Below are 13556 nucleotides of genomic sequence, written 5' to 3'. Positions count from 1 at the left end.
AAGATCGACGCCGCGACGATCGAGAAGCTCAAGACCGACGACGCCCTGCTGACCAAGATCCTGACCTACCACGTGGTGCCCGGCCAGATCGCGCCCGACAAGATCGCCGGCGACCAGAAGACCGTGCAGACCGGCACCGTCAAGGTCAGCGGCTCCGGCAACGCGCTGAAGGTCAACGACGCCAACGTGATCTGCGGTGGCGTGAAGACCGCGAACGCGACCGTCTACCTCATCGACACGGTCCTGATGCCGGCCTGACCCTCGTCGGTTGAGCTCACCAGAGGCGCTGCTCAGGAACCCGTGACGTTCCTGAGCAGCGCCTCGGCGACGTCGCGCAGCTTCCTGTTCTCCCGCTGCGACTGCTGCACCAGCATCGCGAACGCGTCGTCCGCCGTGCACGCGTGCACCGCCATGAGCACGCCCTTGGCCTGGTCGATGACCGCGCGCGAGACCAGCGCCGCCTCCAGGTGCTTGACGTGCTCACGCGAGCGCTGCCACTGGTGGGAGTTGCCGATCGACGCGCTGGCCGCCGTCGAGAAGAGCCGCATCAGGCCCTCGTCGAAAGGGTCGAACGCCGCCGTGCTGTAGCTGTAGATGTTCAGCGAGCCCACGTGCCGCGCGTCGCTGCGGTCCGAGGCGGGCAGGACCGACGGCACGGACAGGTAGGCCCGCACGCCGTGCCGGCTGGCGCAGGACTCGAACTCCGGCCACACGCGGGCGTTCTCGCCCACGACGGCCCGCACGGGCTTGAGCGTCCGCGCCGCCTCCAGGCAGGGACCGCGGTCCGCGTGGAACTGCGCCTCGTCGATCTCCACGAACACCTTGTTCGTGGCCGCCGCCGTCCGCGGCCGTTCCGGGTCGACGGTGACCGTCACGACGTCGGCGTCCTGCACCGCCGTCGCCGCCGTCTCGGCGAGCCGTTGCAGCACCTGGTCGAGCGGTTCCTCCGCGGAGATGTTCTCCTGCAACGCGGTGAGGGCGGTGGTCGCCTCGTCGAGCCGTTCCACCGGGTCCGACCGGTGGCTGTCGGCCCACGACGCGGCGGGCAGGTCGGGCAGCGTCGTCTTGTCATCCATGCCGCGGTGCCTTCCGTGGGAGAGCGACTTCGGCGCTGGATGCTCAACGCTCGGAGGGGAATCCTACGACCCGGCACCGACCGGCGTGCACACCCGGCGCGGTGATCTCGAACGCGAAGTGCGCCGGGGTTCCGCACACGGCAAGGTGGGAGGTGCACACGGTCGCAGAAGGGGGCGGTGGAGGTGCCGTACGTGCCACCCAGCGCGGCGGACTGGCGCCGCGACAGGGACCGGTTCGCCGCGGACGCGCGCCAGGCGGTCCTGCGCGACCGCCCACCGGCCCGCGACCACGGCGCACCGCTGGGGCCGCTGGCCCAGCAGTTCGCCACGCTGACCTGCTCGCTGCTCGACGCCACCACCGCCGGAGAAGTGCTGGAGCAGGTCGTGCGGGCCGCCGTGCTGTTCGTGCCGGGTGCGGAGCTCGTCAGCGTCACGCTGCGCTCACCCGACGGACGGTTCCACACGCCGGTCGAGACCGATCCCGTGGCGGTGGAGCTGGACCGGCTGCAGTACGACCTGCACGAGGGGCCCTGCCTCGACGTCGCGGAACCGTCCGGGCCCGCCGTCGTGACCGCGACCGGCCTGGCCACCACCCCGTTCTGGCCCCGGTTCGGCCCCGCCGCCGCGCAGCTGGGGATGGGTGCCGTGCTCGCCACCGCGCTGCTGCCCGGCGTCCGGCCGCCGCGGTTGTCCGGCGCGCTCAACATCTACACGCGCACGTCCTCCGGCCTGGACGAGACGGCGCAGGCGGCGGCGTTGCTGCTCGCCACCCACGCCTCGCTGGCGCTGGCGCACACCGGCGCGGTCGGTGCCGCCGAGCTGCAGGCCCAGCACCTGCGCCGCGCGATCGACTCCCGTGACGTCATCGGGCAGGCCAAGGGCATCCTGATGGCCCGGCGCGGCCTCACCGCCGACGAGGCGTTCGACCAGCTGCGGCACACCTCGCAGCAGCTCAACGTGAAGCTCGTCGCGATCGCCGAGATGGTCGCGAGCGGGCACCCCGGCCTGGACCCGTCAGGGGGAGACCGGCCGGAGGGAGACCTGCCACACGGAGATCAGCCGGAGGGGACCCTGCCGGCGGGGGACCAGCCAGCGGGGAAGTTGCCAGGGGGAACCCCGCCGGTGGGCGCCCCGCCGGCCGGGGACGAGCCCGGAGAAGACCTGCCCGGCGGCCCCGGTCCGGCGGGCTGACCGGCGGCCGGGACGCGCTCGCGGGAGGGCAGGCGGGACGACGGGTGGACGAGCGACGCCGACACCGGCTCAGCCGGCTGGTGGCCGAGTGCGGTGCGGCCGGTGCCGCACTGGGCCGGTCGCTGTGCGCGGCACTGCCGTCGCAGCTGCCGGGCGTCGACGGCGCGGCGCTGGTCCTGCACGGCAGCGACCGGGCCGAGGAGCTGGTCGGGGCGAGCGACCCGTGGGCGGCGGGCCTGGCGGAGGAGCAGTTCACGCTCGGCGAGGGTCCCGTGCCCGCCGCGATCGGCGCGGGCGAGCCGGTGCTGGCCGGTGACCTGGCCGCCGAGTCCGCCCGGTGGCCCGCGTTCACCGCGGCGGCGAGGGCCGGTGGGCTGGCGGCGGTGTTCGTGTTCCCGCTGCGGGCGGACACGGCCGTGCTGGGCACCCTCGCGCTGTACAGCAGGCGGGCGGGCGACCTGTCGGAGGACGCCGCCGCCGATGCCGCGGTGCTGGCCGACCTCGTGACCCGCGCGCTGCTCGCACAGCACGAGCGCATGGGCGACGAGGAACGGCTGCGCGTGGACCTGGCGTACCAGGAGGTGAACATGGCCTCCGGCATGCTGGCCGTGCAGCTGGGGGTCAGCCTCGAAGAGGCGTTGGTGCGGTTGCGCGCACACGCCTTCGCCACCGGCCGGTCGGTGCGGGAGTTGGCGAAAGACGTTCTGGCACGGCGCATCCCGCTGAACCGGCTGGCCGACTGACGGTCCACAAAGGTCAGTCGTGCGCGACGACGAGGCGGAAACCGGCGTCCCACTCGTCGAGGGCCAGCAGATCGCGGTGGTCCTCCTGCCACCGGCCGCTGGCCAGGTCCTCCCGCAGGCGGCCGACACCGCGGTCGACGGCGGCGGGATCGGTCTGCGCGAGCGCGGAGCAGGCACGGCGCACGCGCGGGTCCAGATAGGCGGCCGGGCGGCGCCAGTGCGCGGGGAACACGCCGTCGGTGAAGTCCCAGGGCACCGGCAGCGGTGTGACGCTGTCGGCCCCCAGCTCTTCGGCGACGTCGGCCGCGGAGGGCCGGGTCAGCTCCAGCGCGGCGATCTCGGGCACGTACTCGCGGACGAACCAGAACTCGACGTGCCGGCGCGGCTCGTAGGCGAGCACCACCTGCCGCGGCGCCACCCGGCGCAGCTCGGCCAGTCCGGCCCGCCAGTCGGTCCAGTGGTGGACGGTGAGCACGGCCAGTGCGGCGTCGGCGGCGTTGTCGCGCAACGGCAGCGACTCGGCGACCGCGCGCACGGCGGGTGCGGCGCCGTGCGGTCGTTGCCGGATCATCTCCAGGGACGGCTCCAGCGCGAGCACCGTCCGCGCTGCGGGTTCGTAGGACCCCGTGCCCGCGCCCACGTCGACGACCGTCCGCGCGTCGCCGAGCGCGGTGAGGACGGCCGCCTCCCAGCGCGGGTCGGTGCGGCGGCCCAGTGAGTACCCCGCGCCGATGTCGTCGTACAGCTCCGCCCCGGCCATGCCGAACCCCCCGGTCGATCGACTGACGGGCAGCCTATCGCCGTTCACGAACGGCTTGCCGGCACACGGAGTCCGGCTTCCGGTATTGACAGGGTTCGTCTCCGCGCACAACCATGGAAGCGCTCTCATAACCGGTCTGGACCAGTTGTCGGACCGGAGGACCCCGGCCGCCCTGAAGCCGGTCGGGGACCTGCCGGCGGAGCACCCCCTGCACAAGGAGTCCCATGCGCACTCGAACGAAGTGGTGGAGCGCGCTCGCCGCACTGGCGGCGACCGTGTCGACCGCCGTCGCGATCCCGCCCGCACAGGCGATCGGCCCCGACCTGCTGCCGCTCACCGTCACCAACAACAGCGGCCGGTCCGAGGCCGTGCACCTGTACGTCCTGGGCACCGACATCCGCAGCGGCCGCCTCGGCCACGTCAACCAGGCCGGCGCTTTCACGCCGTGGTCGCCGGGCGGCAACCCGCCCACCCCGGCACCGGACGTGTCGATCGCCGGTCCCGGCCAGGGCGGCACCGCCACGCTGAAGGTGCCGCGGTTCATCTCCGGCCGCGTCTACATGTCGTTCGGCGAGAAGCTCAAGTTCTTCCTGACCCCCGACGGCCTGGTGCAGCCGGCACCGTGGGCGTCCGGCGACCCGAACAGCGGCATCCTGTTCGACTGGAGCGAGTTCACCTACAACGACGCCGGCCTGTGGCTGAACAGCTCCCAGGTGGACATGTTCGCGGTGCCGCACGCGGTGACCGTCACGGGTGCGAGCGGCACCACGAAGAAGACCGGTGAGCTCAAGCCCGGCGGGCGCGACGCCGTCATCAACGGCATCCGGAACCAGTCCGGCTGGGGCGGGTCGGTCATGTCCCGTTCGGACGGAACCGTGCTGCGCGTGCTCGCACCGGGCAAGGCCGCCGACGTCGGCCAGTTCGACCGCAACTACCTCGACCCGTACATCACCCAGGCGTGGAACGCCTATGCGGGCAAGACGCTGACCGTGCAGCCGTTCGGCGACCGCCCGGACGTGAAGTACTTCGGTCGCACCTCCGGCGCCACCATGAACTTCACGAACACGTCCGGTCAGCAGGTGGCGTCGTTCAGCAAGCCGACGACCTCGAACGTGTGGGGCTGCGACGGCGCCCTGCACGCGCCCAACGACCAGGTGGTCGGCCCGATCGCCCGCACCCTGTGCGCCGCCCTGCACCGCAGCACGCTCGGCCGCATCGACGTGCAGCCCGGCGGCGGCCCCGCGGACTTCTACCAGGGCACGATCACCAACCACTACTCGCGGCTGGTGCACCAGAACATGGTGGACGGCAAGGCGTACGGGTTCGCGTTCGACGACGTGCAGGCGCAGGAGTCGCTGGTGCACGACGGCGACCCGCGCTCGGCCGGCATCGTCCTGACCCCGTTCACCGGCGGCGGCTCCACCCCTCCGCCCGCGAACGGCTTCAGCAGCGTCGTGAGCGACTGGCACGGCAAGTGCATCGACGTGCCGAACTGGAACTTCGCCGACGGCCAGCGCCTCATCGTGTGGAACTGCACCGGCGACACGAACCAGCGGTTCGAGTGGGTCGGCGGCACCCTGCGCACCGAGAACAACAAGTGCGTGGACGTGGCGTGGGGCTCGACGGCCAACGGCGCGGCCGTGCAGCTCGCCACCTGCTCCGGCAACCCGGCCCAGCAGTTCGTGCTGTCCGGTGCGGGCGACCTGGTGAATCCGCAGGCGAACAAGTGCGTCGACATCGCGGAGTGGAACCCGGACAACGACGCCGTTCTGCACATGTGGGACTGCGTCGGCGGCGCCAACCAGAAGTGGCACCGCGGCTGACATCGCACGCGGTTTCGCAACCGGGGCGGAAACGGAGATCGGGAACAGCTCCGGAAATGCAGAGAAGCAGGTCACAAATTTGTGACCTGCTTCTCTGGAGTACGCCGCCAGGGACTCGAACCCCGGACCCGCTGATTAAGAGTCAGCTGCTCTAACCAACTGAGCTAGCGGCGCTTGTTTGTGTGTCGGATGTGGTGCTCGTTCCGACGGGAAGAACGTTAGCACACGGCTGTCGCACGCTCCCAATCGGCTGGTCAAGGGTGGTTTGCGGGTGCATCGGGCACGTAACGATCCGGCCACTCGCGCAACGTCACCGAACGAGCTGGCGTCACCTGTTCGGGGGACGCCAATACGAGCACGTGCGGGCAGTCTCGGGAGTGCGACGAGTAGATCGGAAGTGCGTCGATGGGGATGTGGGGCAGGCGCGGTCGCGGGGTGGTCGCAGCGGGGGTCGCTGTGATGCTGATCGCAGGGTGTTCGGGTGGCGGCGCGGGGGGATCGGGTGCCGCCGAGACCCCGTCGAGCGCTCCTCCTCCGCCCAAGCCCGTCACGCTGACGCTGGCGTTGAACGACGGCGCGGTGGACGTCTCGCCCGGCCTGCCGGTCATCGCCACCGCGGCGGACGGGAAGCTCACCGAGGTGACGCTGACGAACCCCGACGGCAAGGTCGTCGAGGGCAAGCTGAACCCCGAGGGCACGCAGTGGAACAACATCGAGCCGCTCGGGTACGCGAAGACCTACAAGCTCACCGCCACGGCGACGGGTGCGGACGGCAAGCCGCAGACCAAGACGTCGTCGTTCACCACGGTCAAGCCGCGCACGCTCACCTACGTGTCCACGAACCCGGTGGACGGCACCACGATCGGCGTGGGGCAGCCGCTCGCGTTCTACTTCGACGAGCCGGTGGCCGACCGGGTCGCGGCCGAGCAGATGCTGGAGGTCACCACCGAGCCCAAGGTGGAGGGCGCCTTCTACTGGTTCAACAAGAAGGAAGTGCACTGGCGGCCGCGAGAGTTCTGGACGGCCGGCACCAAGATCACGATGCACGTCAAGGTCTACGGCAAGCACGTCGGTGACGGCATCTACGGCCAAGAGGACCGCGTCATCACGACCACCGTCGGCGACGCCGTCATCCACGAGGCCGACGGGCAGACCCACCAGGTCGTGACGAAGGTCAACGGCCAGGTCGTGCGCACCATGCCGACGTCGATGGGCAACGCCGCCAACACCACCCCCACCGGCACGTACGTGCTGATGGAGAAGCACTCGCACATGATCATGGACTCGACCACGTACGGCCTCGCGCTGGAGAACGGCGGCTACAAGACGCCGGTCGACTGGGCGTACCGGATGTCCAACAGCGGCATCTTCTTCCACAGCGCCCCGTGGTCCGTCGGCGACCAGGGCCGCCGCAACGTGAGCCACGGCTGCCTCAACCTCTCGCCGGAGAACGCCAAGTGGGTGTTCGACAACAGCAAGCAGGGTGACGTCGTGATCGTCCGCAACTCCGGCGGGCCGGTGCTGGAGTCGTGGGACGGGTTCGGCGACTGGCAGGTGCCGTGGGAGACCTGGGTCAAGGGCAACCGCTGAGCAGGTTGCCCGATGGGTTGGTGGTACTTGCAGACGCCCTGGGCAGCAAGGAGGGGCGGGCAAGACTTCTGGCCAGGTGCTTAGAGCATCGAAGGGGCCGCGCCACGCCGGGTGCGGCCCCTTCCGCTTGTCCTCAGTGGACCGTCACCTGGCCGCCGGCCACGGTGACGCGGCGGTTCACCTGCACCGCCTCCAGCATCCGCCGGTCGTGCGTCACGAGCAGCAACGTGCCGGTGTAGGTCTCCAGCGCCTGCTCCAGCTGCTCGATCGCCGCCAGGTCGAGGTGGTTCGTCGGCTCGTCGAGCACCAGCAGGTTCACCCCGCGGCCCTGCAGCAGCGCGAGCGCCGCCCGCGTCCGTTCGCCGGGGGACAGGGACGCCGCCGGGCGCAGCACGTGCGCGGCCTTGAGGCCGAACTTCGCCAGCAACGTCCGCACGTCGCCGGGCGTCATGTCCGGCACGGCCTCCTGGAACGCGTCCACGAGCGGCAGCGGGCCCAGGAACAGCCCGCGCGCCTGGTCCACCTCGCCCACCACGACACCGGAGCCCAGCGTCGCGTGGCCGGAGGACAGCGGGGCCCGGCCCAGCAACGCGGCCAGCAGCGTCGACTTGCCCGCGCCGTTCGCGCCGGTGATCGCCACCCGGTCCGCCCAGTCGACCTGGAGGTCCACCGGGCCCAGCGTGAACGAACCGCGGGAGACCACCGCCGCCCGCAGCGACGCCACGACCGCGCCGGAACGGGGTGCGGCGGCGATCTCCATCCGCAGCTCCCACTCCTTGCGCGGTTCCTCGACGACCTCCAGGCGTTCGATCATCCGGTCGGTCTGGCGGGCCTTCGAGGCCTGCTTCTCGGTGGCGTCGGCGCGGAACTTGCGGGCGTTCTTGTCGTTGTCGCCCGCCTTGCGCCGGGCGTTCTTCACGCCCTTCTCCATCCACGCGCGCTGCATCCGGCCGCGGGCCTCCAGGGAGGACTTCGTGTCGGCGAACTCCTCGTAGTCGTCACGGGCGTGCTGCCGCGACCGCGCGCGTTCCTCCAGGTACGACTCGTAGCCGCCGCCGTACAAGCGCACCTGGTTCTGGTGCAGGTCGAGCTCCAGCACGCGGGTCACCGTGCGGGCCAGGAACTCGCGGTCGTGCGAGACCAGGACCGTGGCGGCGCGCAGGCCCGTGACGAACTTCTCCAGCCGCTCCAGGCCGTCGAGGTCCAGGTCGTTGGTCGGCTCGTCGAGCAGGAACACGTCGTAGCGGCTCAGCAGCAACGACGCCATGCCCGCCCGTGCCGCCTGACCGCCGGAGAGCGACGTCATCAGCGCGTCCAGGCCCGCGGTCAGGCCGATGTCGGCCACGACCTCCAGCGAGCGTTCCTCCAGGTCCGCGCCGCCCAGGGCGAGCCAGCGGTCCAGCGCGTCCGAGTAGCCCTCGTCGTCGCCCGCGGTCAACGCCTCCGTGGCGCGGTCCAGGTCGGCCTGGGCCGCGGCGACACCGGTGCGGCGGGCCAGGAAGTCCCGCACGGTCTCGCCCTCGCGGCGGTCCGGCTCCTGCGGCAGGTGCCCGACGTTCGCCGAGGGCGGGTTCAGCGAGACGCGGCCCGACTCGGCGGGGATCAGCCCGGCCAGGGTCTTCAGCAGCGTCGACTTGCCGGCGCCGTTGACGCCCACGAGCCCGATCACGTCGCCGGGCGCGACCACCAGGTCGAGGCCGGAGAACAGGACGCGGTCACCGTGACCTGCGGCGAGGTCCTTCGCGACGAGCGTGGTCATCGAAACTCCCCTGAACGTGAAGAAAGGCCCCCGCAGGTGCGGAGGCCTTTCGACAAAGGGTGAGTGACGGGACTTGAACCCGCGACACCTGGGATCACAACCCAGTGCTCTACCGGCTGAGCTACACCCACCATTGCCAGTCGTTGACCGGCGAGGAAAGCATAGCAACGGTAGCCACTGATATTGAAATCGGGGGTCAGTCGACGTTCTTCAGCAGGTCAGCGGCCACGGCCTGGGCCTGTTCGCTCGTCGGTCCCGGCTGCGGCACGAACGCCGTGCGCCGGTAGTACGCGAGCTCCCGGATCGACTCGACGATGTCGGCGAGCGCCCGGTGCGCGAGGCCCTTGCCCGGCTGCGCGTAGTAGATCCGCGGGTACCAGCGCCGGCACAGCTCCTTGATCGACGACACGTCGACCATGCGGTAGTGCAGGTGCGCGTCCAGCGCCGGCATGTCGCGGGCGATGAACCCGCGGTCGGTGGCGATGGAGTTGCCGGCCAGGGGAGCGGTCCGGGGGTCCGGCACCCACTCCTTGATGTAGGCGAGCACGGCCGTCTCTGCCTCCTCCAGCGTCACCGCGGAGGCGCGCACCTCCTCGGTCAGGCCCGACCTGGCGTGCATCTCCATGACGACGTCCGGCATCGAGGCCAGCACTTCGTCATCCGCGTGGATCACAACGTCCACGCCGTCGCCGAGCACGTTCAGCTCGGCGTCCGTGACCAGTGCCGCGATCTCGATCAGAGCGTCCTTGCCCAGGTCGAGTCCGGTCATCTCGCAGTCGATCCACACCAGACGATCCATCACGCCCCGAACATTACTGCGCGGAGCGTCAACTTCGAGTGGCGGCGTGCAGCAACCTGGTTACGCTCCCCGTGCATGACGGCTCAAGCTGAGATCGCTGCGGGATACGCCTCCGAGGGCGCGGCCATCGAGCTCGGTGCCGTGCTGGTCGGCGATCAGGTGGAACCGACCGCCCACGTCCGCATCCCGTTGTCCATGGTCAACCGGCACGGACTCGTCGCCGGCGCAACGGGAACGGGCAAGACGAAGACCCTCCAGCTGCTCGCGGAACAGCTCTCCGCCCACGGCGTTCCGGTGCTCATGGCGGACGTGAAGGGCGACTTGTCCGGTCTGTCGCGGCAGGGGGAGGTGAGCGACCGCACCACCGCCCGCGCGCAGGACACCGGCGACGACTGGCAGCCGCAGGCCTGCCCGGTCCAGTTCCTCTCCATCGGCACCGGCGGCATCGGCGTGCCGCTGCGGGCGACGGTCACGAGCTTCGGCCCGATCCTGCTGTCGAAGGTGCTCGGCCTGAACGACACCCAGGAGTCGACGCTCGGCCTGATCTTCCACTGGGCCGACTCGAAGGGCCTGCCGCTGCTCGACACCAAGGACCTGCGCAGCGTCGTCCAGCACCTCACCGGCGACGAGGGCAAGGGCGACCTCAAGGGCATCGGCGGTGTCTCCAGCGCCACGGCGGGGGTGATCCTGCGGGCGCTGGTCAACCTGGAGGCGCAGGGCGGCGACCGGTTCTTCGGCGAACCGGAGCTCGACCCGGCCGACCTGATGCGCGAACGCGACGGCAAGGGCGTCGTCAGCCTGCTCGAACTGGCCGAGCTGCAGGGCAACCCGGTGCTGTTCTCCACGTTCCTGATGTGGCTGCTGGCGGAGCTGTTCGAGACGCTGCCGGAGGAGGGCGACGTCGAGAAGCCCAAGCTGGTGTTCGTCTTCGACGAGGCGCACCTGCTGTTCGCGAACGCCTCGAAGGCGTTCCTCGACCGGATCACCCAGACCGTGAAGCTCATCCGGTCCAAGGGGATCGGAGTCTTCTTCTGCACCCAGCTGCCCACCGACGTCCCCAACGAGGTGCTGTCGCAGCTCGGCGCCCGCGTCCAGCACGCACTGCGCGCGTTCACGCCGGACGACCAGAAGGCGTTGGCGCGCACGGTGAAGACGTACCCGACGACACCGCACTACGACCTGGAGAAGGCGCTCACGTCCCTCGGCATCGGCGAGGCGGTCGTCACCGTGCTCAGCGAGAAGGGCGCGCCGACGCCGGTCGCGTGGACCCGGCTGCGCGCCCCGCGTTCGTTGATGGACACCATCGGCACCGACGCGATCAGGCAGGAGGCCCAGGCGTCCGACCTGCACGGCAAGTACGCCGAGACCGTGGACCGCGAGTCGGCCTACGAGCAGCTGATGGCCAAAGTCGCGCCACCGCACCAGGAACGAGCCCCGGAAGCTCCTCCTCCTCCTCCTCCTCCGCAGCGGCGGGAGGAGGAGGAACCGGGGCTCGTCGAGAAGGTCCTCGGCAACAGCGCCGTGAAGTCGTTCCTGCGGTCAGCGGGCAGCGCCCTGGCCCGCGAGATCACGCGGGGCGTCTTCGGCACCTCGCGCAAGCGACGCTGAGAGCACCGCGGCACCGGTGCAGAGCGCGCCCGCGACGTACCAGGCCAGGTCGTAGCTGCCCAGGTGGTCGCGGGTGAGCCCGGCAGCGGACGCCGCGATCGCCGCGCCGACCTGGTGCGAGGCGAACACCCAGCCGAACACGACAGGACCGGACACGCCGAAGTACTGGCGGCACAACGCCACCGTGGGCGGCACGGTCGCGACCCAGTCCAGGCCGTAGAAGATGATGAACACCAGCATCGACGGGTGCGCCGACTCGCCGAACAGCTGCGGCAGCAGCATCAGCGACAGCCCGCGCAGCGCGTAGTAGGCCGCCAGCAGCATCCGCGAGTCGACCTTGTCGGTCAGCCAGCCGGACGCGATCGTGCCCACGACGTCGAACACGCCCACCAGCGCCAGCAGCCCGGCCGCGGTCGTCGTGGGCATGCCGTGGTCGTGCGCGGCGGGGATGAAGTGCGTGCCCACCAGGCCGTTCGTCGAGGCGCCGCAGATCGCGAAACCGCCGGCCAGCAACCAGAACGGCCGGGTCCTGGCGGCCGAGAGCAACCCGCCGATCGCCCGCCGTGCCGCGCCACCACCGGGCGGCGGCGGGGTGTCCTCGGTCGCGCCCAGCGGTAGCAACCCGACGTCACGCGGGTACTCGCGCAGGAAGAACGCCGCCAGCGGCACCACGGCGAGCGCCGCGATGCAGATCACCAGGGACGCCGGCCGCCAGCCGTAGCTCTCGGACAGCCACGCCACGGTCGGCAGGAACACCAGCTGCCCGGCCGCGCCACCCGCGGTCAGCACGCCCGTGACCAGGCCGCGGTGCCGCACGAACCAGCGTCCGGTGATGGTGGCGACGAACGCCAGCGCCATGGAGCCGGTGCCGAGCCCGACCACCACGCCCCAGAGCAGCACGAGCTGCCACGACTCGGTCATGAACACGGTCAGTCCGCTGCCGATGGCGACCATTGTCAGCGCGTAGGTGACCACGATCCGCACGCCGAACCTGTCCATCAGGGCGGCGGCGAACGGCGCGGTCAGCCCGTACAGCAACAGGTTGATCGAGATCGCGAGCGAGATCGTGCCGGTCGACCAGCCGAACTCGCTCTGCAACGGCTCGATCAACGCACCCGGCGCCGCGCGGAACGACGCGGCACCCACCAGGGCGATGAACGACACACCTGCGACAACCCAGGCCCAATGCAGTCTCACGCCGACAAGGTTCGGTGATGACCGACCCGGCGACCAGTGGCCCGATGGCCAACATGTGAAAGAATCGGGCCATGCACCGGATCGCCGTCCTCGCGCTCGAACAGTCGGTGGCGTTCGACATCGGCAGCTCGACGCACATGTTCGCCCGGCTCGCCGACCGCTACGAGGTGGTCGTCTGCTCGCCGGACCGCCGCCCGATCCCCACCAGCGGCGGCTTCACGATCGCGCCCGAGCACGGCCTGGAGGTGCTGCGGGACGCGGACACGGTGCTCGTCCCCGGCACGCACTACCGGCCCGCACGGGAGGGGTGGCTCGAACCGGCGGTGCGGGAGGCGCTCACGACGACGAACGCCCGGCGGATCATGTCGATCTGCACCGGCGCGTTCGTGCTGGCCGCCGCCGGGCTGCTGGACGGCCGGCCGGCGACCACGCACTGGCGCACCACCGAGGAGTTCCGCGCGCTCTACCCGGAGGTGCGGCTCAACCCGGACGTGCTGTTCATCGACGACGGCGACGTGCTCACCTCGGCCGGTGTCGCCGCGGGCATCGACCTGTGCCTGCACGTCATCCGGTCCGACCACGGCAGCGAGGTGGCGAACTGGGTCGCCCGCTACTGCGTCGTCCCCGCGTGGCGGCAGGGCGGCCAGTCCCAGTTCGTCGACCGCCCGGTGCCGAGCTACCCGGACACCTCCACGGCGCTCGCCCGCGAGTGGGCCTTGGAGCGACTCCAAGAACCGCTCGACCTCGCCGCGATGGCCGCGCAGGTGCGGATGAGCGTGCGCACGTTCACCCGCCGGTTCCGCGCCGAGACCGGCATGTCGCCCGGCCAGTGGCTGACCCAGCAGCGCCTCGACCGCGCGCGGCACCTGCTGGAGTCCACGGACCTGCCGGTCGACCAGGTCGCGAACCACGCCGGGTTCGGCACGGGAGCGGCGTTGCGGCAGCAGCTGGCGGCGTCGATCGGGGTGTCGCCGAGCGCCTACCGGCAGACGTTCCGCACGGCCTGACGC

The 13556-nt window shown here is 71.0% G+C and carries 12 protein-coding genes and 2 tRNA genes; 7 read left to right on the top strand and 7 right to left on the bottom strand.

Annotated elements, in window-relative coordinates; all coding sequences use genetic code 11:
* On the top strand, positions 1 to 258 hold a 258-nt coding region (locus AB0A63_RS38510; protein ID WP_360401008.1), incomplete at its 5' end, for a fasciclin domain-containing protein.
* Positions 259 to 290: 32 nt separating this feature from the next.
* Here AB0A63_RS38510 and AB0A63_RS38505 read toward each other — a convergent pair.
* Positions 291 to 1076, bottom strand: a complete 786-nt coding sequence (locus AB0A63_RS38505; RefSeq protein WP_360401005.1) for an ANTAR domain-containing protein — start codon at positions 1074 to 1076, stop codon at positions 291 to 293.
* A 192-nt stretch (positions 1077 to 1268) separates the two neighbouring features.
* Here AB0A63_RS38505 and AB0A63_RS38500 point away from each other — a divergent pair, with 192 nt between their 5' ends.
* A complete protein-coding gene (locus tag AB0A63_RS38500) occupies positions 1269 to 2267 on the top strand; it encodes an ANTAR domain-containing protein (RefSeq protein WP_360401002.1) in 999 nt (332 codons plus the stop codon).
* A gap of 44 nt (positions 2268 to 2311) precedes the next feature.
* On the top strand, positions 2312 to 3010 hold the full coding sequence (locus AB0A63_RS38495) for a GAF and ANTAR domain-containing protein (protein ID WP_360400999.1): 699 nt from the start codon (positions 2312 to 2314) through the stop codon (positions 3008 to 3010).
* 13 nt (positions 3011 to 3023) lie between these two features.
* Here the strand turns inward: AB0A63_RS38495 and AB0A63_RS38490 are convergent, their stop codons facing one another.
* Positions 3024 to 3770 (bottom strand): class I SAM-dependent methyltransferase, encoded by a 747-nt coding sequence (locus tag AB0A63_RS38490; RefSeq protein WP_360400996.1) that lies wholly within the window; start codon positions 3768 to 3770, stop codon positions 3024 to 3026.
* Between the two features lie 224 nt (positions 3771 to 3994).
* Here AB0A63_RS38490 and AB0A63_RS38485 point away from each other — a divergent pair, with 224 nt between their 5' ends.
* On the top strand, positions 3995 to 5593 hold the full coding sequence (locus AB0A63_RS38485; protein WP_360400993.1) for a beta-1,3-glucanase family protein: 1599 nt from the start codon (positions 3995 to 3997) through the stop codon (positions 5591 to 5593).
* A gap of 100 nt (positions 5594 to 5693) precedes the next feature.
* Here AB0A63_RS38485 and AB0A63_RS38480 read toward each other — a convergent pair.
* Positions 5694 to 5767, bottom strand: a tRNA-Lys gene (locus AB0A63_RS38480).
* Positions 5768 to 6052: 285 nt separating this feature from the next.
* Here AB0A63_RS38480 and AB0A63_RS38475 point away from each other — a divergent pair.
* Complete coding sequence (locus AB0A63_RS38475) at positions 6053 to 7183, top strand: Ig-like domain-containing protein (RefSeq protein WP_360400990.1); 1131 nt, start codon at positions 6053 to 6055, stop codon at positions 7181 to 7183.
* Between the two features lie 133 nt (positions 7184 to 7316).
* Here AB0A63_RS38475 and AB0A63_RS38470 read toward each other — a convergent pair whose 3' ends face one another.
* From AB0A63_RS38470 to orn, 3 genes are all read right to left on the bottom strand, one after another.
* A complete protein-coding gene (locus AB0A63_RS38470; protein ID WP_360400987.1) occupies positions 7317 to 8942 on the bottom strand; it encodes an ABC-F family ATP-binding cassette domain-containing protein in 1626 nt (541 codons plus the stop codon).
* A 58-nt stretch (positions 8943 to 9000) separates the two neighbouring features.
* Positions 9001 to 9073 (bottom strand) — tRNA-His (locus AB0A63_RS38465).
* A 65-nt stretch (positions 9074 to 9138) separates the two neighbouring features.
* Positions 9139 to 9744 carry an oligoribonuclease gene (orn, locus tag AB0A63_RS38460; protein ID WP_360400983.1) on the bottom strand — a complete coding sequence of 202 codons (606 nt, stop codon included), beginning with the start codon at positions 9742 to 9744 and terminating at the stop codon, positions 9139 to 9141.
* Between the two features lie 72 nt (positions 9745 to 9816).
* Here orn and AB0A63_RS38455 point away from each other — a divergent pair, with 72 nt between their 5' ends.
* Positions 9817 to 11349 carry a helicase HerA-like domain-containing protein gene (locus tag AB0A63_RS38455; protein ID WP_360400980.1) on the top strand — a complete coding sequence of 511 codons (1533 nt, stop codon included), beginning with the start codon at positions 9817 to 9819 and terminating at the stop codon, positions 11347 to 11349.
* Here AB0A63_RS38455 and AB0A63_RS38450 read toward each other — a convergent pair.
* Positions 11281 to 12546 carry an MFS transporter gene (locus AB0A63_RS38450; RefSeq protein ID WP_360400977.1) on the bottom strand — a complete coding sequence of 422 codons (1266 nt, stop codon included), beginning with the start codon at positions 12544 to 12546 and terminating at the stop codon, positions 11281 to 11283. The genes AB0A63_RS38455 and AB0A63_RS38450 overlap by 69 nt on opposite strands.
* Before the next feature lie 71 nt (positions 12547 to 12617).
* Between AB0A63_RS38450 and AB0A63_RS38445 the strand changes: the two genes are divergently transcribed.
* The gene (locus AB0A63_RS38445; RefSeq protein WP_360400974.1) at positions 12618 to 13553 is read left to right on the top strand and encodes a helix-turn-helix domain-containing protein; all 936 of its coding nucleotides are present in this window, start codon (positions 12618 to 12620) and stop codon (positions 13551 to 13553) included.
* The last annotated feature ends 3 nt before the right edge of the window (positions 13554 to 13556 follow it).

The organism is Lentzea sp. NPDC042327 (assembly GCF_040647275.1).
Classification (GTDB): Bacteria; Actinomycetota; Actinomycetes; order Mycobacteriales; family Pseudonocardiaceae; genus Lentzea.
The sequence above is the reverse complement of the archived record's forward strand: the minus strand, read 5'-3'. Positions and strand labels throughout refer to the sequence as shown.